Source organism: Porphyromonas sp. COT-290 OH3588, assembly GCF_000769075.1.
Taxonomy (GTDB): Bacteria; Bacteroidota; Bacteroidia; order Bacteroidales; family Porphyromonadaceae; genus Porphyromonas.
This window is the reverse complement of the sequence record NZ_JRFC01000042.1, coordinates 1-22036: the sequence shown is the minus strand read 5'-3', so window position 1 is coordinate 22036 and position 22036 is coordinate 1. Positions and strand designations below refer to the sequence as shown.

Below are 22036 nucleotides of genomic sequence, written 5' to 3'. Positions count from 1 at the left end.
GTTTGCCCCTGCAATTTACACATTATGATGACGAGTTGGGCGATACCGCCAAATTTATATTTTCGTTCACTTTTCAAAATGTTTATGGGGAAACACTGGAGGTAGCTACCCAAAAGCAGAGACCTCGTATTTGCCTCCTAGCAGGCTCTAGGTTGCGTCCAACCTCTTTTTGGGGACCTCCTTACTAGTGGCATGAAAATCGTCACCTAAAACAAGCCAAAGGCAAGCCACTAATTATCAACAATATAAAACATAATAGTACTACACTTCTAGACTTTCGTGTCGCCATAGCCTGATTTTCTTCCCATCAATCTCGGGGTATTGTAGGACACATCATAGCGGATTATCCCACCGATCCCAAAAAATGTTCCCATCAATTTGATTGCAAGTCTGGACAGTTGCCCTCAATGCCCCCGAACCTCGGCCCAAATTCGAGGGAAAATCATTTACAGTCCTTAACACAAAAAGTGCAAAGATCACTCCGCAAATACACCGAGCTTGTGATGGCGCTATGGGCTGCCTGCCACTGCCAAGGCGAAACGCATGTACAGAGCATACATATCCACCCTACATACAGCGATGCCACACGATAGAACTAACTAAGATATAAGAACCTACCTTCTCGAACACTTAAATCATAAATCAAAGAAAACAATTACATTTGTAGAGCGACTAACAATATAACGACAACAATCGATTGGCTCTCTAGAAATCCCTTAGCCTAGGCGCAAGCGCAACCCTTAGATAGACTGTACACCTTTCGACCAAGCAAAAGAAGAACCCTCTACGACAAACAGAATAGGGTTTCCTCCTCGTCGCATAGGCTATTATGAGGGAGAGGTTGCATTTTTCATATCAAGGGCAATAGAATACTCACTCATATAATATCAAATATCCCAAGATCTATGAACGAACAATTACTATGGCGAAGCCGAACGCAGGCTTTGCAATTCCTATGGCAGGGCTGGAAATTGCTTCTATGCCTACTCGTATTGACGAATCTAAATGCTTTAGCCCAATCCAACGACCACGAATACAGCGTGCTAACTTTTGACAGCCCAATAAACTCGGAGGTTGCCATTCGTCTTGGTACCGGACCGGGATCACGCAAGCCCGTTTTCGAGGGAGCAGAGTTAGTCAGACAAGAAGAAGGCGCCATAGGTACCAATCCATGGTTTTATCTACGCCTCAAAGATCGCAAGATCCGTATTTACCGAACGTACAGTCTTGGCATTGAAAATGTCGAGTCCCTAGTCGGCCTCGATGTATCCAACAGCCCTAACATGGTTTCTTTGACTATCACCGATGCCCCTAGACTAAACCAAGTACTCGATCTATCTAGCAATAATAAGCTATCTGTCATATCTCTTAGTCAAGTTGGGATTACGGGACTTAATCTCAGTCCCAACTCCCCTCTTATTTCACTAAACCTACAAAATATCTCCTTACCATCTTTGGACGTTGCCAGCCAGAATGAGCTTTTTATGATCGACCTAGAAGGAGTGAAATTGCCTCGTCTAGAGGTCGCCGATTTAGCTAAACTATCCGTCATCAAGTGTTCGCAGAGCGAGATTGGGAGCCTGAGTCTAAGGCGTTGCCCAAAGTTGAGAGAGGTAGAGGTGCCCAATATAGGATTAACGCAGTTTGAGGTAGAAGAAACACCCGAATTATGGCGTTTGGAGCTCAACAACAATAAATTGAGCAACCTCGATATGAGCCGAGTCAATAATACAGGGGACTATGGAATAAGATTGAATGCCAGCCACAACCAATTGACCCGTTTCACAGCAGGATCTATAAGATACAAAACGCTAGAGATAACAAACAACCAGCTAGCTGCATTAGATCTATCCACAACCTCGGCAGCAAAATTTATATCCGCTCATATCAATAAGCTAAATGAGGTTAAGCTCAACCCCAACAGCAGCATGTACTCGGCATCTTTTATCTTCAACAGCCTCAGTCTAGATGCCATGACTAGATTTATTGGGAGCTTACCACGCTACACCCCGGGCAGTGATATAGATGACTTCGACCACGAAACGAATGGACGCATCTATATAAGAGCTACAATAGAACCAATCCCCGAAGGCAATCGGATTAGCAAGTCGCTTGTAAAGCAAGCTAAGGACAAGGGTTGGATTATCGGTTTTTATGGAGAAAATGGCTTCCAAGACAACTACGATGGCGACCCAGAAGAAGTCGTGTTCTACACGATCACAACTGAGTTTGATCGCAGCGAAGGACAGATTAGGTTGTCTGTTACAGACCCTACTCATGTTCGAGCAAACACAGAGGTAAGCGTTACCGTAGAGCCCAATACGGGTTATGAACTCGCGACGCTCACAGCCAATGGCAAGGATATTGCACAGAGCCGCAAATTCACTGTACAAGGCGATACCAAAGTCGTGGCTACCTTCCGCAAGAAGCCCGTTGAGATCAAGCGCTATCCAGTGACACTAGAGCAGGGAGAGGGTGGACGCATCAGGATCAAGGGTATGTCACCCGAGGACCTAAAAGCCGTCGTACGAGAAGCTACGGTTGTCAAGGCAACCTTCAGAAAGCGCACATATAAGATTACTCTCGAGCAGGGAGAGGGCGGTACCATCTCTATTGAAGGCAAGAGCACCGAAGACCTCAACGCAGTAGAGGACGGCACCGAGCTCACCGTACTGGTGGCACCAAAGGAGGGCTACGAGCTAGAGAGGCTCACAGCTAGCGGCAAAGACATCACGGAGAGCAAGCGATTCCGAGTAGAAGCGCATACCACGGTACGAGCCATATTCCGCAAAAAGCCCGTTGAGATCAAGCGCTATCCAGTGACACTAGAGCAGGGAGAGGGTGGACGCATCAGGATCAAGGGTATGTCACCCGAGGACCTAAAAGCCGTNAAGCCCGTTGAGATCAAGCGCTATCCAGTGACACTAGAGCAGGGAGAGGGTGGACGCATCAGGATCAAGGGTATGTCACCCGAGGACCTAAAAGCCGTAGAGGAAGGTACTGAGCTTACTGTTTCCATAGCAAGACAAGAGGGCTACGACTTGGCAACCCTTACAGCCAATGGCGTAGATATAATGGCTAACCGCAAGTTCGTCGTACGAGAAGCTACGGTTGTCAAGGCAACCTTCAGAAAGCGCACATATAAGATTACTCTCGAGCAGGGAGAGGGCGGTACCATCTCTATTGAAGGCAANGTACGAGAAGCTACGGTTGTCAAGGCAACCTTCAGAAAGCGCACATATAAGATTACTCTCGAGCAGGGAGAGGGCGGTACCATCTCTATTGAAGGCAAAAGCACCGAAGACCTCAACGCAGTAGAGGACGGCACCGAGCTCATCGTACTGGTGGCACCAAAGGAGGGCTACGAGCTAGAGAGGCTTACAGCCAGCGGCAAAGACATCACGGAGAGCAAGCGATTCCGAGCAGAAGCGCATACTACGGTACGAGCCACATTCCGCAAAAAGGTCTTCCGAGTGAGCCACCGAGTAGAGGGCAAGGGCTCAATTACTTTCACGGGAGCGAATAATCTCTCTGCTGTCCCCTACGGCACAGAGCTGCAAGTAGTGACAGCAAATGGCAAGGGGCATGAACTGACCTCACTCACCGCTGGTGGCGAAGATATTTTGCAGACTAAACGCATTACCGTCAAGAGCAGCATCGAGGTCGTCGGCATCTTCACGAAGAAAGTCTATGTGGTGACTCTGCCCGAGGTGGAACATGCCACGGTACGTATCAAGGGTAATCACGACCTAAATCGGGTGCCTTACGAAACAGAACTAGAGCTAGAGGTGAAGCCAGAGAGAGGGTATATCGTCGAGGGAGTAAAAGTCAATGGTAATATTATTGTGGCACCCTACAAGTTTGTCGTCAAGGGTGACATCAAGATTGAGGTGCGCATCAAGCAAGACACTGCCATCGGCATGGTCAGTCGCTCCTCATTGCGCATCTATCCCAATCCCGCCTCTACATATATTATAATAGGAGGTAATGCAGATACAGCCAAGCAGGTTCGCCTGCTCAATCTGGTAGGGCGTGTAGTCCTAGAGGCCAGGACAGGTGCAAACAAGCGCATAGATGTGTCGCATCTAGAGCGTGGTATCTACTTGCTCCTAGTGGACGGCATGGCGCATAGGGTAGTACTGCGCTAGGGTAATCTATCATACTTATGTAAACTGATGATATGCTAGAATAAGCATTCTGGCACACTTTATAGGGGCTGCTGCAAAGACAAATCCTGCAACAGCCCCTTAATCTTGAATGAATCCAACAGAGCGATCCATCTCGACAGATATGTGCTTGCTCAAATGCGACATATATAATACATTTGTGCATATTGCTGCATAGGCCCCTAGGTCCACGCAGGAACAGATACACTCTTGCTAAATGAAGATATTACATATACTACCAATCCTATGTAGCTTGGTATGGGCAACTAGCTGCAAACCCAAGCCCAAGATGCCTAGGCTAAGTCTATCACTCGTAGCAGCAGACTCAACGGATACAATGGCACGCCTCTCCTTTTGGGGGAGGAATACAGAGCGAGAGGATAGCCTCTACTTTTACTCAGCCGACTCGATCGAGCTGTATCCCGACACTACGGGGATTATGCACCTCGTGGTTGCTCATGCTGGCGACCGACTAGCCCAATACTACAAGCTCAGCCAAGGGCAATGGAGCGCTACGGCACCCGAAACCTACACCCCAGAGCAAACACCGCAAGAAGTGTTGCCTATCTCTGGTATAGATACCAAAGGCAAGAGCCATGACATAGCCGAGCTCATCAAGAGGCGCTATGCAGTACTAGTCTTTAGCTCACTAGACCTGCGCACGCACAGCAAAGCCGAGCGAGATAGCCTACGTAAACAATATGGGGGCGATAGCCTACAACTTATATATATGATGCTCTCTCTCTCGGACAGTGCCAGCCTAGCACGTATCAAGCGGGACACGCTTTCCGGGATTGTCTACTCGGACAGCCTCTCCCTAGTGACACAGATGCGCAAGGCCTATGGGATAGATCGAGCTACCTCTCCCAAACTATTCCTAATTGATAGCCTAGGCAAAGTCAGCGCTCTATAGATCTCCCCCCAGCTTAACCTACTCTACCACAAACTATGCTAGTCAAAACATACGCTGCTGCCCTGCAGAGCATCAACGCCCGTACGGTCACCATAGAGGTGAGCTGTACACCCGGATCATATTTCCAACTCGTGGGGCTACCAGATACCGCTATCAAAGAGAGCCAAGATCGTATCATCTCGGCCATACAGAGCTGTGGCTACAGATATCCCGGTCGACGTATCGTCATCAATATGAGCCCAGCCGACCTACGCAAAGAAGGCTCGGCATACGACCTACCTCTAGCCATAGGCATACTGGCAGCCGATGAGCAAATACCATCGGAGCCACTCGAGCGCCTGATGATCATGGGCGAGTTATCTCTCGATGGCTCACTCCAACCCATACGAGGGGCACTCCCTATCGCCATACAAGCACGTAGCGAGGGTTACGAGGGGTTGATACTTCCCAAAAGCAACGCCCAAGAGGCCGCTGTGGTCAATCAGCTCAAGGTCTACGGAGCAGACAATCTAAGCGAGGTCATAGCCATGCTCTGCGGTCGGCAAGACATCATGCCGACCGAGGTCGATACACGAGGCGAGTTTTATCGTAACCAGCGAGCCTATCCATTCGATTTCAACGAGGTCAAGGGGCAAGAGAACGTCAAACGTGCCTTGGAGGTTGCTGCAGCGGGTGGACACAACCTGCTCATGGTAGGTGCCCCCGGTAGCGGCAAGTCGATGATGGCCAAACGACTGCCCAGCATCCTACCTCCTTTCTCTCTAGGCGAATCGTTAGAAACGACCAAGATCTATTCGGTAGCGGGGAAACTAGGTAAGGACATTACGCTGATGACGGTGCGCCCCTTCCGAGCTCCACACCATTCTATATCGCCCGCCGCTCTAGTCGGAGGCGGAAGCAACCCGCAGCCCGGAGAGATTAGCCTAGCCCACAATGGGGTACTATTCCTCGACGAGTTGCCTGAGTTTAGCCGCAACGTGCTAGAGGTAATGCGCCAACCCTTGGAGGAGCGCATGGTTACGGTAGCACGTGCTCGCTTCTCGGTCGATTACCCTGCGAGCTTTATGCTTATCGCTGCTATGAATCCCTGCCCATGCGGCTACTACAACCACCCAACTAGAGCTTGTGAGTGTACCCCACAGCAGGTACAGAAGTACCTAGGGCGTGTATCAGGTCCGCTGCTAGACCGAGTAGATATCCAAGTCGAGATCTTTCCGGTTCCCTTTGAGAAGCTCTCGGATCAAACTATGGGTGAGAGTAGTCACGAGATTTGCCAGAGGGTTGTTCGAGCTAGGGAAATCCAAAATCAGCGCTTTGCACAGTGCCCCGAGGTACACTGTAACGCTCAAATGACACCCAAGTTGATGCAGCTCTATGCCCAACCCGACGAAGCGGGGCTCGCACGGCTCAAAGTCGCCATGGAGCGCCTAAACTTATCGGCAAGAGCCTACGACCGTATCCTCAAGGTAGCACGCACGATTGCCGATCTAGCAGGAAAAGAACGGATAGATCAGTCAGATATCGGTGAGGCGATCCAGTACCGCAGCCTTGATAAAGCAAGTTGGGGTACGCAAACGGCCAAAAGTCCGGTCTGATTTATTAACTTTGTAGCATACAACATCAATTACTAAAAATATAGAGACATCGCTATGGATCTAATTCAAGACATTATCGACCGTGCGAAGGCTAATCCCCAGCACATCGTATTCCCAGAAGGGACAGAGGAGCGTACACTCAAGGCAGCAGATAGGCTGCTCAGAGATGGTGTAGTGAAGCTAACTCTCATCGGGGACCCCTACTCAATACGTGCTAGAGCACACGACCTAGGACTAAAGCACATCGGCAAGGCAAACCTGCTCGACCCCAAAAACCATGAGAAGAAGCAAGAGTACATCAACCTACTTATGGAGCTACGCAAAAGCAAGGGCATGACAGAGGAGCAGGCGTCGATCCTTGTCGAGGATCCTCTATATCTTGGGTGCTTGATGATCAAAGCTGGAGATGCAGACGGTGAGCTCGCAGGAGCAATCAATGCCACTGGCGATGTCCTACGCCCTGCACTACAGATTGTTAAGACTATGCCTGGTATGAGCTGCGTCAGTGGTGTGTTCTTGATGTTCCTACCAACGGAGGAGTACGGGCACAATGGCCTAATGCTTTTCGCAGACTGCGCAGTAATGCCCAACCCCACAGCTCCAGAGCTAGCTCAGATCGCCATTGCCTCGGCTCAATCCGCGCGTGCTATTGCAGGTGTGGAGCCACGTGTGGCTATGCTTAGCTTCTCAACCAAGGGCAGTGCCAAGCACGAGATGGTGGACAAAGTCGTGGAGGCTACACGCCTTGCCAAGGAGATGGCCCCCGATCTACAGATCGATGGGGAGTTACAAGCCGATGCTGCACTCGTAGCCAAGGTTGCTGCCCTCAAGGCTCCAGACAGCACTGTAGCAGGTCAAGCAAATGTGTTGGTATTCCCTACTTTGGAAGTAGGCAACATCTCCTACAAGCTCGTACAACGCCTTGGCGGTGCAGAGGCCGTGGGTCCTATCCTGCAGGGTATGGCGGCCCCAGTCAATGACCTCAGCCGTGGCTGCTCGGTAGACGATATATATAAGATGGCTGCCATTACAGCCAATCAGGCCATTGCGATGAAGCACTAAACCGATCTTCTGGCTCACTGCAAACCGATAGACATTACATTCGTTATGAAAATACTAGTTCTAAACTGTGGTAGCTCATCACTCAAATACTCCTTGATCGAGCTACCAGAGTATCGTGTCATCACCTCTGGTATCGAGGAGCGTGTAGGCACCGCCGAGTCTTTTATCAAGTTTACTACCCCCGCTGGCGAAAAGATTGTCGAGAGCGTTTACATTCCCGACCATACTAGAGGCGTAGAAATCATTCTAGATGTCCTAACACGCCCAGAGGTTGGACACATTGCTTCTCTCAGCGAGATTGAGGCTGTTGGTCATCGGTTGGTTCACGGGGGCGAGCGCATTGCCACTAGTGTACTGATTGACGAAACTGTCGTAGAGGCTCTCAGAGAGAACATTCCTCTAGCCCCTCTACACAATCCTGCCAACATCATGGGTATAGGAGCTGCCAAAGCTGTGCTCGGTCAGGTTCCTCATGTGGGGGTATTCGATACGGCATTCCACCAAACGATGCCTAAGCACGCCTACATGTACGCACTACCCTACGCCCTATACGAGAAGTACGGTCTGCGTCGCTACGGCTTCCATGGCACTAGCCACGACTACGTGAGCCATGAGGCAGCCAAGATGCTTGGCGTCAAATACGATGAGGTCAAAATCGTTACAGCACACGTGGGTAGCGGCGCCTCCATATCTGCTATCGACTGTGGCAAATGTATTGACACCTCTATGGGTATGACTCCAGCCGAAGGACTAGTCATGGGGACTCGTGCTGGCGATATAGACTCAGGGGTCATTGAGTTCCTTTTGAGCAAGCAGGACTTCGACAATGCCGAGATCCAAGAGTATATCCAAGACAAAGCCGAGCGTGACACACGCACTAGTCTGAAGCCCGAAGATGTAAGCTTCCTGCTCAACAAGCGTAGCGGACTATACGGCATCGCTTGCATCGGTAGCTCGGATATGCGTGACATCGATAGCGCAGCAGAGAAGGGTAACGAGCACGCTAAACTCGCAGCCGATATGCTCGGCTACAGAGTAAAGAAATATATCGGAGCCTATGCGGCAGCACTAGGAGGCCTAGACATTTTAGTTTTCACGGCAGGTGTTGGAGAGAATCGCTCAGAGCTACGTACAGATGCTTGCTCTGGACTAGAATATATGGGTGTAAAGATAGACGAATCGCTCAATCATTCGCTTGCACGTGGCGAAGCCGGTGTGATCAGCAGCCCAGATAGCATAGTCAAGGTGGTGGTTATCCCAACTGACGAGGAATACATGATCGCAAAGGACACCTACGACATCGTAACCAAGAGTAAGTAATCACTCACTAGAGCTATAGTATCGGAGGCGAAGATCTTCATCGGTCTTCGCCTCTGTCAATACTCGGCACCTCGCCATCTAAACTGAACAAGACGCCAGCAGCACAAATAAAGTCGATAAGGAAATATGGTTATTGGTCATCACATAGTCGAGAATAGAATCGTCCCACATCTGCAATCTATGGCCTGTGACAGCATCTACCTACTCATTGATGTGCAAGTAGATAATCTGCATGGAGAGGCTCTAGCCCCGCTAAAAGAACTCACAACCACAGAAAGACACCTCAGCCTAGCCTCTGGAGAGGCGAATAAGCACATCGACAGCGTGCAGCTCATATGGCAATGGCTGATGCACTCGAGAGCATCTAGACGATCGGTACTAGTCATCGTGGGAGGGGGGACTCTCACAGATATGGGGGGCTTCGCAGCCGCCACCTATATGCGAGGCATCCGTACAGTAAATATCCCAACCACCCTACTAGGTATGGTTGATGCCTCAGTAGGGGGCAAGACAGCCATTGACTTCGGAGGAATCAAAAACCTTGTTGGAGCTTTCCACGAACCCGAAACCGTATTCCTTGATATTGCTTTCCTAGACACTCTGCCCCTAGATGAACTGTATTCTGGGTATGCCGAGTTAATTAAAACAGCTCTACTGGATAGCAAAGAGTTTTGGCGAGAAATTCTGCGAATCCAAGACCCTCAACACATCGAGATAGAGAGTTGGATTAGGCTAATCGAGCAGGCAGTAGCCTACAAGAAACGTATCGTCGAGGCTGACCCGACCGAGCAGGACCTACGCCGTGTACTCAATCTAGGCCATACAGTAGGCCATGCCCTAGAGGCACTCAGCCACAGCTCGGACAAACACCGCACCCTCCTGCACGGAGAAGCCATCATCGTGGGTATGATTGTTGAGATCTATGCTGGAGTTGTGCAGGCAGGTGCAGATAGAGATATTCTTAGACAGCTACATACGCTTTGCAGAGAGCTATATTCCCCCTTCCACTACACATGTAAGGACTACCCAGAGATCATCCGCCTAATGCGTAGCGACAAAAAGAATCGCCAAGACGAAATCGTGGCTATTGGACTTAGGAGGGTAGGAGAACCTATTACACTTAACCTCTCTGACCCAGATATTATCAAAGACGCACTGGATTTTTATCGAGAGAGTTTTGGCAATTAGACAAATTTATTCTACTTTTGCAATGCAATTGAGCGGGATGTAGCTCAGCCCGGTTAGAGTACACGTCTGGGGGGCGTGTGGTCGCTGGTTCGAATCCAGTCATCCCGACAAAGCGAGGGGGGTGTGTCTGAAAAGTGACACGCCCTCTTTCCTTTATTGCGTAGATAGTAGAGATTCAGCAGACAAATCTCTAACTTTGCATCTACTATTCATAGCCAACCGCAATACATCACTTATAGCACAGATGAACAAGACAGACTTTAAGCTCGTCTATCTGGCGACTGCAGACTTTGCCCTACCATCATTGCAGGCACTGGTCGAGGGAGGATACAATGTTAGGGCTGTCGTCACCATGCCAGATAAACCGGCAGGCCGAGGCATGAAGCTGCAAGAGAGCAATATCAAACGTTACGCACAGAGCGTAGGGATCGAGGTCCTACAACCAGTGAAGCTCAAGGACGAGATCTTTGTCAATAGACTACGAGAGATTGCTCCTGATCTAGGAATAGTCGTAGCCTTCCGTATGCTTCCAGAAATCGTATGGAGCCTACCACGCTTAGGCACTATCAACCTGCACGGCTCACTACTCCCTCGCTATCGAGGCGCAGCCCCCATACATTGGGCAGTCATCAACGGTGATACACAGACAGGGGTCACAACCTTTAGACTCAAGCATGAGCTGGACACGGGGGATATCATCTTACAGACACGCATGCCCATCGCCCCCGATGAAACCACAGGACAAGTACACGACCGCATGATGCACCTTGGAGCCAAGACTCTACTCAAGACTGTAGACCTATTCCTTGAAACAGAACCCAGTGTGACAGCTCAGGAAACTATGGACGAGCCCCCAACAGAGGCACCTAAACTCACCAAAGAGAATACTAAAGTAAATTGGAAGCAACCAGCACGAGAGCTCTATAACTTCGTAAGAGGTCTTTACCCCTACCCCTGTGCATGGACTGAGCTTCGGCTCCCTCTACTTGACGAGGCCATAACTTACAAGCTACACGCCTGTGAGGTAATTGAGCCTACAGCTGATCATCTAGGCAAAGCAGTGGGAGAAGTCGTAATCATAGGTAAGAAACACCTAGACGTTGTCTGTGGAGAGGGTGTGCTACGCATCACACAACTACAGCCGGCAGGGAAGAAATCAATGCCCACGTCCGCATATCTCAACGGACTTAGGTAAAGGCTCAGCTTAACAAACTGTTTACTATATTTGCCAAGGAATCAAAACATAACTAAATGGATCTTCACGCAAAAGTTTTATCTCCCTCGGAGCTTACCCGATCGTCTAACGAAGCCCTCTTACTAGTAACCTTTGGGAGCACATACCCCGGGCCACATCGTACCTTCGCCCGTATCCGCAAGTATTTTGCCGATGCCTTCCCCCATCGAGATATTTTTATGGCCTTTACTTCTGGTATGTGTATGAAACGCTGGTTCCAGAAGAGCGGCGAGCAATATTACCCTGCCGACAAATGGCTTGATGCCATCGGAGCAGCAGGATACAAGCACGTCAGTATCCAGAGTCTGCACATCATTCCCGGGCTAGAGTATTCATTTATATATGATCGGTACCTTCCTCCTTTTTCGGCTAAGTACCCAGATATATCTGTGGTAGTTGGGGAGCCTCTCCTATACGACAATGAGGATATCAGATCGGTAGGGGACGTTCTATATACAGCTTTTGCCAATCGGCTAAGCAAAGGAGAGGGATTAGTACTTATGGGGCATGGCAACCACACGGATAAATTCCCCATAGCCAATAGTAAGTACAACGAGCTCAACGCCTATCTGCAATCACTTGACCCCAAAATCGTGATTGGGACTGTGGACTACGAATCCATGCTGTACGAGCATGTATCGGAACATCTACACCAACATTGCCCGCCACCTGCGACTATCAACTTCTTACCTCTGATGTCTGTGGCTGGCGACCATGCGCTCAATGACATGGTAGGTGAATGGGAGGAAGACGAGCCTCTGGAAGAGCAGAGCTGGCGTAGCCGTCTGCTACACGAGGGGTTCTGCGCAGAAGAAGAAAATAGCCATATGCACGGACTTGGCGACTATGATGAGATTTGCCAAATCTGGGTAAACCACCTGCTGAGAGCCGAGGCGAGAGATAGGCATCAACTAAGCAATCAAACTCAATAACGAAACCGCTATGCTACGTAAACTATATCTAATTGTACTCGTACTGACGCTAACCATTAGCCCAAGCCATGCGATGCATATCATGGAAGGATACCTACCTCTAGGCTGGTGTATCTTCTGGTACTTAGTGTCGCTTCCATTCGTGATCTTAAGCTATCGTACTATCAGTCGCAAGCTCAAGTCTTCGCCTAAGGAACGCATCACGCTTGCTCTCAACACGGCTTTCGTCTTCATCCTATCTGCGCTCAAGCTCCCCTCGGTGACTGGTTCAAGCTCTCACCTAACGGGAACTACCCTCGGCACACTCACCTCTGGCCCTATGTCTATGCCTTTGATCGGGGTGATTGTGCTACTCTTCCAGGCGTTACTACTGGCCCATGGCGGCATCAGTACACTCGGGGCTAATGTCTTCTCGCTAGCAATTGCTGGGCCATTGGTAGCCTACGCAATCTATACATTGTGCCGTCGTTTAAACTTGGGCAAGTCCATCGGAATTTTCCTTGCTGCCTTCATCGGCAGTATGGCTACCTATGTAACCACCTCCTTACAGCTAGCTATTGTTTTCCCAGATGCCCAAGAAGGAATATGGGCAGCATTTACGAAGTTTATGTCCATCTTCGCTGTCACACAAGTGCCATTATCCCTACTTGAAGGGGGCATGACACTCGCCGTCATTCGCTTACTCGAACGCACCAGTAGCTCTACGACGTCAAGTATCACAACCTCGTCCAAGCCAGTCTTCGGCATACGCGAGTTCCTACTCAGCCTTGGTGCTCTCATCTGCCTTACAGCACCTATACTCAGCGCCTATATTGATTTCGGAGAGGGTTCAGACGATCGTGCAGGAGCAACGGTTGAGTCTCTTGCGCCAGACTATATGCCTATGCCTCTATTTGAGGGCTACGAACCAAGCGAAGCTCTCGAACCTTGGCTATTCGTACTACAAGCAACCCTAGGGATCGCTCTATTCATCTGGGGATATAGACTGTTCGCTAAGCGTAGAGGCATGAAACAACCTTAACTTCGGGAGAGAAGTATTTAGCCCTCCCTAAAATTCACCCAAGAGGGAAGGAAGGTGCTATGTCTGGATTTTTATTCAGTCACAGCACCTTCTTCGTTATCTAGTTTGACACATGAGTAAACTTGAAGGTAGGCTCTCTGAGCAGGATTTCTCTAGACATTATAGTGTACACTCTTTCTCAAGTAGCGATGATTAAGTATCTTTGCCTTAGCAGATGGTCGTTTAATTGCGACCTTTCAGTTAGTTAGAAATAATCAAATATGAAATCATTAAAGATTTGCCTCATTGGCTATGGCCGTATGGGGCAAATGGTAGAGCGGGTAGCTCGTGAACGTGGCCACGAGATTGTCCTACGTATAGACAAGGCTGATACAAATATTCTGGACAATGAACTAATAGCCGAGGCTGATGTAGCCATTGAGTTTACCACGCCCGAGGCAGCATACACCAACTGCCACAGAGCTCTGGAAAGAGGAGTAGCCGTCGTATCTGGCACCACTGCTTGGACTGACGGTGTTGCTCAGCTGCAAGAGTTATGTTCACACAACAAGACGATGAGTTTCTTGTGGTCCTCCAACTTCAGTTTGGGCGTCAATCTGTTTTGGGAACTAAATAGGCAAGCGGCTCGTCTAATGCAGTCTATCTCTGGCTACCGCCTCTCTATCGAGGAAATACATCATACCCACAAACTTGATGCTCCCAGCGGTACTGCTATTACATTGGCTGAAACCGTTTTATCGGAACGAGCAGACTTATCTAGTTGGTCACCCTTCTGTGGGGAAGATGAAGTTAAGAAGGGCATTCTACCGATCAAGTCAATCCGAAAAGGAGAAGTCGCAGGAATCCACCGCCTAGCTTATACCTCTTCTGTTGATAAAATCACTCTAGAACACGAGGCCTTTAGCCGAGAAGGCTTTGCGTTAGGCGCCGTTGTCGCGGCTGAGTATGCCAGCACACATTATGGAGCACATCGCATGCAAGACGTAATGGACTACCTCTGCTCTAGCACGACGCAAGACAATAAGCAAAACACCTAACCATTTTATTTTGAACTAAGTTTTGATGAAAAGATATATTGACCCAGCCGAGAGTTCGAGTAAACGTATGCGTAGATATATTGTGGGCGCTATTATTGTCGTAGCCTACACCCTATTCTGTTTTTGGGCAGGGTGGGGTTGGCTTGTTCTTCTGCCTCTAATTATTGATAACTATTTCACCAAGTTTATCAACTGGGGCTGGTATCGCAATAGCCCATACCCCATCGTTCGCTCTGTTTGTAAGCTTATGGATGACATCCTTTTCGCTGTCATCGGGGTAACTTTCTTGACCACGTTCTTCTTCCAAAACTTTGGCATCCCCTCCTCTTCTCTAGAGAAAACGATGCTTATTGGGGATTATCTATGGGTCAATAAGCTGAGCTATGGTCCTCGTATGCCAATGACACCTCTAGCTTTCCCCCTAGTTCATAATGAAATTTTCGGGCACAAGTCCTACAGCGAGACCCCTACACTAGGCTACCACAGACTCCGAGGACTAGGCAAAGTGGAACGAAACGACTTGGTAGTCTTCAATTTCCCTGCAGGCGATACTGTCGCTCTGCGTATGCCTAACCCAGACTATTACAGCTTATGCAAGATCTACGGTAGAGAGGCTATTCACAATAATCCTAAGGAGTTTGGCGAAGTTGTCTACCGCCCTATAGACCGGCGCGACCACTATGTAAAGCGTTGCATCGGAATGCCGGGAGAAACGATTCAGATTATAAACAATCAGGTATACATCAACGGCAAAGCCCTCGTAAATCCCAAGTACCTACAGCTCAACTACCTTGTACAGACTAATGGAACAGCCATTGGCAAAGAGATCTTTGATGCTCTCGAAATCAACTATAGAGATGTAAGCGAGGTACCCATTGCCTCAGACAACTCAGCTACCGACAGTGTCATCACAGCACAAACGGGCCTCAAACCAATAGACGATAGCCATAGATATGGACGTCTCTATCACATTCCACTAACGCAAGAGATGAAGCAGAAGCTTGGCTCTGAACCGTACGTCAAGGCAATCATCGTGGAGCAATTACCCCAAATGGAGGGAGATTTCGTCTACCCTCTTGACCTAAATAAAGGGTGGAATAGAGATAACTATGGCCCTCTTATGATACCACGTGCAGGACTCAGAGTAGAACTCACTCCAGACAATCTCAAAACCTATGCTCGCTGTATCCATGCTTACGAAGGACATCGACTAGAGGTGCAAGCCGATGGTACGGCTCTTATCGACGGACAACCAGCTACGCACTACACGTTTAGCCAAGATTACTACTTCATGATGGGTGACAACAGACACAACTCTGCCGATAGCCGTGCTTGGGGCTTCGTCCCCGAGGACCATATCGTGGGCAAACCGGCTTTTATTTGGATGTCGCTTAACGACGAGCAGAGTTGGTTCTCTGGTCGCATCCGCTGGAGTAGACTATTCTCCATCATTACAGGAGAATAGACTTTAACTTGGTTTCCGTATGAATCAGATCGCAAAACGAAGTTGGCTCCGCTACGGAGCATGGCCACTACTAACACTAGTAGTAGTACTTATTCTTCGCTTTATGATCTTATCTATTATACGAATAGATGGTCAGACCATGGCGCCGACTATTCCCTCTGGCAGCTATGCTTTTGGCATTAAGTTCTTATCCCCTAGACGAGGAGATATTGTTCTTTTTAGGCTACCCAAATCGCACGGTGGAGGAAAACTCTCCGTAGCTCGCATAGTCGCCTTACCTGGGGATAGCATTACCTATCGCTCTGGGAAGCTCTTTCGCTCTGGAGAGGCAATTCACTCATATCCAAACACGAGTGACACAACTACCTATAGCCTGCGCCTACCTCGTGCAGGCGAACGTACCGCACTAGACCCGCTACAATCGGTTGCCTTTCGACAAGCTATAGAGCAGGAGATCAAGCTAGATAATGTAAAGACCGAACTCACTTGGAGGCAAGGGCGTCCATACATACAAGGAGCGGAGCTCAAGAGTTTCGGTTTTGCGCACGACTATTATTGGCTTCTTTTGGACAACCTAAACCAAACCCCAGACTCTAGACACATCGGAATCATTTCTGCCGAGCAAATAGAGGCTGTTGTACTCTTCCACCTCTAATATCTAGCTACACTTCACGTAGTCTATTATCAATTCTGATGACACTTCTCTCTACTGCATATTTCCCTCCCATACAATATTTCAGCAAGCTATACGCTGCCTCTGGAGGGCCGGTATATCTAGAGGCATGCGAGAGCTTCGTCAAACAAACCTACCGCAGTCGCTGCCTAATCGTCGAAGCCCGAGGAGCTCAGATACTCTCCATACCAGTTGAGCACGGTGCAGGTCGTAAACAAACGATTCGAGAGCTGAGGCTCTCTAGTCATGGTAGTTGGCAGAGATCCCACATACAGGCCATACGCACAGCATACGGTCCCAGTCCTTTCTTCGAATACTACTGGGACGACATAGAGGCAGAGCTAAAGCGCCAATGGGTGCATCTATGGGATTTAAATCTATCTATGATCAAGCTAATAGCCTCTATGATTGATTTGGACATTTGTTTGAGAGAAACAAGTGACTATCTAGCACCAACAGACAGCCCGGATGATTGGCGCTATCGTATTCGCCCGAAACACACTGAGGCAGATCCTACTTTCGTAGCTCCCCCCTACTACCAACCCTTTGCCTTAAGGCATGGCTTCGTGCCTAATGCAAGCATACTAGATCTGCTCTTCAATATGGGGCCTGAGGCTCTAATAGCCCTGCACGAGAGTATTGTGCCACCTAAGCAATAAGAAGAGTATGGTGTTTTTGTGTAAATTTGTGCATTTGTAAGATAATAACTTCTAGACTCTCCGAATGAATATCAAGGGTATTAAACTCAAGGTAACGCTCCTGCTTATCCTCTGCTGGAGCATCTCTCAAGCAGGACTAGGGCAAACCAATAAGGGTCGGCTTGTGGAGCATATTGTGCGCAAGTCCGAAACTGTGTACAGCATAGCACAGAGATATGGGACATCCGTAGAGAAAGTCTACGAGCTCAATCCATGGGCTAAGGATAAAATCAAAGACGGCGACAAACTAATGGTGCTCTCGACGCTAGATAGTCTGGAGATAGCTTCCCAACAGACACGCACACATCGCATAGAAGCAGGAGAAACGGTTTACAGAATCTGTCGCATGTACGACATCAGCGAAGAAGCGCTCTTACGTGCCAATCCCGGCATCAGTGCAAGCCATTTCCCCATCGGAGTAGAGCTACGCATTCCTGCCTCTACCACAACACATACTACCGATAGTCTGAGTCACGAAGAGAGAGAGGAACACAAAGCCAAACGAGAGGCAATCAAAGTGTTGCTGATGCTCCCCTTCAAGGGTATGCCTAGACATGTAGAGTTCTACGAAGGCTTCCTAATGGGCATGAACGACCTAAAAAAAGATGGAATATCCATTAACCTAACTGCACTTGATATCCCCGACCTGAACACACTAAAACATCACGTTTCGTCGGGCATTCTCTACGGGCATGACCTAGTCATCGGTGGCATATCGGACGATCAGATCCAACTTATCGCTAGTAAGATGCCATCAGAGGGCTTGTATGTAATTCCCTTCAGCTCTCAAGAGTACAGCAATCTGAAGGCTAGCAACTTCATCCGTATCAATCAGCCTGCCCGAGAAGTCGTCGCACGTGCGATCCCCAAGTTCCTAGACAAATACAATGGTTATAAGATCTACTTAGCTGGTCGCAACCAAGACAGAGAAGAGCCATTCGCCGACGAACTTAAAAAATCACTAAAGCAATCCGGGAGCGACGTCCGCTATATTGATCTTGATCGACAGACCACTGTCAATGACCTCCCAGCACGCTCTGTCGTTGTACCCGTATCAAGTAGTCGAGATCTTGGACTAAAGCTCTTCTCTGCCATTAGCCACAATAATTGTACGATTTTCGGCTATCCGCAGTGGCAAAGCTATGGAACAGACTTCCTCTCAAAGGCTCGTAAGTACAATGCCACTATATATAGTAGCTTTTTCTTCGATCCTGAATCGCCCGATGGCAAGCTGTTCTTGACCAAGTATAGAGCTTGGTTCAACAAGAAGACGGGTAACAACTACCCCAAATTTAGTGTACTGGGCTACGATATGGCCCGCTACTTTATCCGTGGGTACGCTTCTCTAGGCTTGGAGCTTACCACGCACTCGCACCTACTACCTTCCGATGGTTTACAGTTGGATATCGAACTAGATCGTATGGTGGAGGCCAATGGTTTTGGTAATATGAAATTTTACTTTGTGACCTATGCTCAAGATGGGTCTATCCAGCGCATCTCACTATGAGGAAGCATCTCTACACCCTAGCACTAGGCCTGACCTTATGTTCGGTTCTTCTCGGGCAGCAAAAAAAACCTTTTCGCCAGTCTTGGTGGATCGGAGCTAAAGGAGGTGTGCAGTTTAGCCGCTTTCTATTCGTCCCCTCTATCAGACAGCATACTCATTTCGGTCAGCGTGGTGGGATAGCCCTTCGCTTCGAGGTGGAGCGTGGAGCATCAGCCCAGCTCGAGGTCAATTATATGCGCACGGGGTGGAAGGTACGCTTCGATGATGCAAATAAGGCCTACCAACGTAATCTGACCTATATAGAGGTGCCTCTACTGGCTCAGCTGTACCTCGGCAATGGCCCAGCACGCATCTTCGTCAATGCTGGACCTATCGTTGGGTACAACCTCGATGAAGATACCCAACAGACCGAAGCTGTCGGTAATACCAGCTACCAACGCCGAGTAGAGAACAAGCTTTTCTGGGGGCTTGGCGGAGGGCCGGGGCTAAGTGTAATACTCGGCACCCATAATCGTCTTGAGCTAGAAGGGCGATTTACATATGGCTTTGGAGATATCTGGCCTAATCAACGCAAAGACGACTATGGGCAGTCGGCGGAAATGATTTTTGGCTTTACCTTCAACTATTTCTTTCGTCTGAAGTAGTCGGTCAAGCTCGATCGTAATTATTATGTCAGAAGTAAGAGTAGATAAATGGCTGTGGGCTGTACGTATCTTCAAGACACGCTCCATTGCCACTGATGCATGCAAGAAAAACCGAGTAAGCATCAATGGATCGGCTGCCAAGGCCGCCAGAAGCGTTAAAGTTGGCGATATCGTTTCGGTACGCAAACCTCCTATTGAGTATTCATTTCGTGTGCTAGCATTGCTCAATAATCGAGTAGGCGCCAAGCTTGTACCCGAATACATGGAAAATATCACCCCACGAGAGCAGTACGATATCCTAGAGCTACAGCGTATCTCTGGGTTCGTTGATAGAGCCAAAGGCCTGGGACGCCCGACAAAAAAAGAGCGTCGAGATCTGGATCAGTTCAGCCAAGACCTCCCCTCAGGCTTGGATCTATTCGACTGGGACGAAGACTGGGAGTAAACCTATGAACACGCATACGGCGCCTACTATATCCATTATTACCGTTTGCTACAATGCGGCGAAGAGCATAGAGCGTACCCTACGCTCAGTCGCCCAGCAGAGCTATCCAGCTATCGAATATATCGTAGTTGATGGCGCCTCTACCGATAGCACCCTAGAGCTTGTGCACACATATATGCCGACAGCACATATCTATAGCGCACCTGACAAGGGGATCTATGATGCAATGAATAAGGGGATAAAATATGCCACTGGGGACTATGTTTGGTTTCTCAACGCTGGAGATGCACTCCCCCACAACAAAGTAGTAGAGCTACTGGTAGCCGAAGCCTGTGGCGAGTACCACACTTGGCCTGATGTGATCTATGGTGATACTTGGCTCATTGATGCCGAGGATCGGATTATTGGGCCTAGACGTTTACGCCCACCTAAGGAGCTTAATTGGCGGAGCTTCCGTAGGGGTATGCTAGTCTGTCACCAGTCTTTTATTGCTAAACGTGAGCTGGCTCTAAGCTATGATCTACGCTATCGGTTCTCTGCTGATGTCGATTGGTGCATTCGCCTAATGAAGAAAGCCAAACTCTATAAGCGCATTGACAGTCCTCTCTCACTCTACCTCAATGAGGGAACTACTACTGCCAACCACAGAGCATCTCTACTAGAGCGTTTCGATGTGATGCGCCGCCACTATGGCCTACTCCCTACATTACTACGCCACATCGGCTTTGTGCTACGCGCACTGAGGGACTAAAAACGGCCTAAACAAAATCTACACACAAAAAGCCCCCAAAGGACCTTATCCTTTGAGGGGCTTTTTACATGCTGAGAGGGAGAAGCTATCGCCTACAAACTGTAAGTGACACCTAAGCCCAGCACCTGACGAAGCTGGACCTTGGCTCCACGAGGCATCTTGGTCTTTTCATCAATAGTTTTTATGTCGTCGTCGTACACGAGGTTAGTTGAGAAGTTGGCAGCCAGATACTTGTTGATCTTGAAGGACACCATCACGTCCCAGTTTACATCGATGTTGCCGAAGTTATTGTTGTAGGCAGTAAAGAGGGTTAGCTTACTGATGAGGTTGATGTTTGACGTAATGTTTTGATTGTAGTTAGCCACAAGCGAAGCTCCGACTTCGGCCAACACATTCTTACCCTTCTGCACGCCATAGGCACCTGCATCGGAGAGGGCCTTATCCGTCACGAAGGTGAGCTTGCCAGTCACAGGTGACATCAGCATAGAAAAGTTGGAGTTTGGCTTATAGTCGAAACCAAGCGCAGTAGTAAGGTAACCCGGTGCCATAAATTTAGAGATTGGCGCCTCATTGTTGAGCGCAGCGGCTGCATTCTTGTGCCCCTCTGCAAACTGCGTAAGGAAATCTGCCAAGAACGACATGTTCCAATGCTTACTAATACCATAACCCACCTTGGTATTGAGGTTCAGCTTATCGAGGCTCTTCTGCCACTTGTTGCTAGAAGTATAGGTCTTACCGAAGTCTGCAACGATACCGTTGTCCCAGCTCCAGCGATCGCTTTTATAGTTGGCAGAACCATTAAAGTACACATTCCAAGCCACAGAGTTCTCACCCCCAGCTGCCCAGTTAGTCAGAGAGGTCTGGGCAAGATTGATGCCACCTACATTTTTGAGCGTCCATTTACTATCCTTCTCTTCCTGAGCTTGAGCCGAAAGAGTCACAGCACCTGCAAGTGCCAAAATAGAGAAGATCTTTTTCATTTTAGTTTTATCTTACTATATAAATACTTTATTGCAAATTCACACAAAATTAATCAAAAAACCCTAATCCGACAAGAGAATATCCCATTTTTAGGATCAAAAAAGAGGGCAAAAGACTTATTATTAGATGAATCTGAACTAGAAGTATCGCTACATCGAGTAGTACTATATGGGATAACACACAAAACCAAAAGGCGATGTATCATAACACGTAAACTGCTCAAGTTACTTGCGACATTGGGTCCGCACGGAGCTTGTCGTGAGCCTATGTCTTAGCTTCTTCCATTTTGCGCATTCATATTGACACAAAAAAGCTCGATCTATTACTAGACCGAGCTTCGATGAGGTGAGATAAGATATTGACAAGAAGTGTAGTGGTCTAGACCTTCACTAACCATCTACAAA

General features: G+C 48.6%; 19 protein-coding genes and 1 tRNA gene. 19 read left to right on the top strand and 1 reads right to left on the bottom strand.

Annotated features, from left to right (window positions below):
- The first annotated feature begins 467 nt into the window (after window positions 1–467).
- The 19 genes from HQ48_RS09590 (at window position 468) to HQ48_RS08210 (ending at window position 20651) form a co-directional block, all read left to right on the top strand.
- The gene (locus HQ48_RS09590) at window positions 468–593 is read left to right on the top strand and encodes a hypothetical protein (RefSeq protein WP_255327507.1); all 126 of its coding nucleotides are present in this window, start codon (window positions 468–470) and stop codon (window positions 591–593) included.
- A 312-nt stretch (window positions 594–905) separates the two neighbouring features.
- Window positions 906–4148 carry a T9SS type A sorting domain-containing protein gene (locus tag HQ48_RS08295; protein ID WP_044233085.1) on the top strand — a complete coding sequence of 1081 codons (3243 nt, stop codon included), beginning with the start codon at window positions 906–908 and terminating at the stop codon, window positions 4146–4148.
- A 235-nt stretch (window positions 4149–4383) separates the two neighbouring features.
- Complete coding sequence (locus HQ48_RS08290) at window positions 4384–5079, top strand: hypothetical protein (protein ID WP_044233083.1); 696 nt, start codon at window positions 4384–4386, stop codon at window positions 5077–5079.
- A gap of 35 nt (window positions 5080–5114) precedes the next feature.
- Window positions 5115–6674, top strand: a complete 1560-nt coding sequence (locus tag HQ48_RS08285) for a YifB family Mg chelatase-like AAA ATPase (protein ID WP_044233081.1) — start codon at window positions 5115–5117, stop codon at window positions 6672–6674.
- 54 nt (window positions 6675–6728) lie between these two features.
- On the top strand, window positions 6729–7736 hold the full coding sequence (gene pta / locus HQ48_RS08280; protein WP_044233080.1) for a phosphate acetyltransferase: 1008 nt from the start codon (window positions 6729–6731) through the stop codon (window positions 7734–7736).
- 45 nt (window positions 7737–7781) lie between these two features.
- Window positions 7782–9056 carry an acetate kinase gene (locus HQ48_RS08275; protein WP_044233079.1) on the top strand — a complete coding sequence of 425 codons (1275 nt, stop codon included), beginning with the start codon at window positions 7782–7784 and terminating at the stop codon, window positions 9054–9056.
- Window positions 9057–9182: 126 nt separating this feature from the next.
- The gene (gene aroB / locus HQ48_RS08270; RefSeq protein ID WP_044233077.1) at window positions 9183–10244 is read left to right on the top strand and encodes a 3-dehydroquinate synthase; all 1062 of its coding nucleotides are present in this window, start codon (window positions 9183–9185) and stop codon (window positions 10242–10244) included.
- Window positions 10245–10277: 33 nt separating this feature from the next.
- Window positions 10278–10352: transfer RNA gene (locus HQ48_RS08265), tRNA-Pro, on the top strand.
- Window positions 10353–10488: 136 nt separating this feature from the next.
- The gene (gene fmt, locus HQ48_RS08260; RefSeq protein WP_044233128.1) at window positions 10489–11439 is read left to right on the top strand and encodes a methionyl-tRNA formyltransferase; all 951 of its coding nucleotides are present in this window, start codon (window positions 10489–10491) and stop codon (window positions 11437–11439) included.
- A gap of 56 nt (window positions 11440–11495) precedes the next feature.
- Window positions 11496–12410 (top strand): sirohydrochlorin cobaltochelatase, encoded by a 915-nt coding sequence (locus HQ48_RS08255; protein ID WP_044233076.1) that lies wholly within the window; start codon window positions 11496–11498, stop codon window positions 12408–12410.
- Between the two features lie 10 nt (window positions 12411–12420).
- A complete protein-coding gene (locus HQ48_RS08250; RefSeq protein ID WP_081969771.1) occupies window positions 12421–13431 on the top strand; it encodes an energy-coupling factor ABC transporter permease in 1011 nt (336 codons plus the stop codon).
- 260 nt (window positions 13432–13691) lie between these two features.
- A complete protein-coding gene (gene dapB / locus HQ48_RS08245) occupies window positions 13692–14468 on the top strand; it encodes a 4-hydroxy-tetrahydrodipicolinate reductase (RefSeq protein WP_044233075.1) in 777 nt (258 codons plus the stop codon).
- 25 nt (window positions 14469–14493) lie between these two features.
- Window positions 14494–15933 (top strand): signal peptidase I, encoded by a 1440-nt coding sequence (gene lepB, locus HQ48_RS08240; protein WP_044233073.1) that lies wholly within the window; start codon window positions 14494–14496, stop codon window positions 15931–15933.
- Window positions 15934–15952: 19 nt separating this feature from the next.
- Window positions 15953–16588, top strand: a complete 636-nt coding sequence (gene lepB / locus HQ48_RS09095; protein ID WP_052409035.1) for a signal peptidase I — start codon at window positions 15953–15955, stop codon at window positions 16586–16588.
- 38 nt (window positions 16589–16626) lie between these two features.
- Window positions 16627–17265, top strand: a complete 639-nt coding sequence (locus HQ48_RS08230; RefSeq protein WP_044233072.1) for a WbqC family protein — start codon at window positions 16627–16629, stop codon at window positions 17263–17265.
- Window positions 17266–17329: 64 nt separating this feature from the next.
- Window positions 17330–18811, top strand: coding sequence for a LysM domain-containing protein (locus HQ48_RS08225; RefSeq protein ID WP_044233070.1), 1482 nt, complete (start codon window positions 17330–17332; stop codon window positions 18809–18811).
- Complete coding sequence (locus tag HQ48_RS08220) at window positions 18808–19455, top strand: porin family protein (RefSeq protein WP_081969770.1); 648 nt, start codon at window positions 18808–18810, stop codon at window positions 19453–19455. The genes HQ48_RS08225 and HQ48_RS08220 overlap by 4 nt, the downstream gene beginning before the upstream one ends.
- Before the next feature lie 25 nt (window positions 19456–19480).
- Window positions 19481–19900, top strand: coding sequence for an RNA-binding S4 domain-containing protein (locus HQ48_RS08215; protein WP_044233069.1), 420 nt, complete (start codon window positions 19481–19483; stop codon window positions 19898–19900).
- 4 nt (window positions 19901–19904) lie between these two features.
- Entirely contained in the window at window positions 19905–20651 is a 747-nt protein-coding gene (locus HQ48_RS08210) for a glycosyltransferase family 2 protein (RefSeq protein ID WP_044233067.1), read from the top strand.
- A gap of 92 nt (window positions 20652–20743) precedes the next feature.
- Here the strand turns inward: HQ48_RS08210 and HQ48_RS08205 are convergent, their stop codons facing one another.
- The gene (locus tag HQ48_RS08205) at window positions 20744–21631 is read right to left on the bottom strand and encodes a DUF3078 domain-containing protein (RefSeq protein WP_044233065.1); all 888 of its coding nucleotides are present in this window, start codon (window positions 21629–21631) and stop codon (window positions 20744–20746) included.
- Window positions 21632–22036 lie beyond the last annotated feature (405 nt).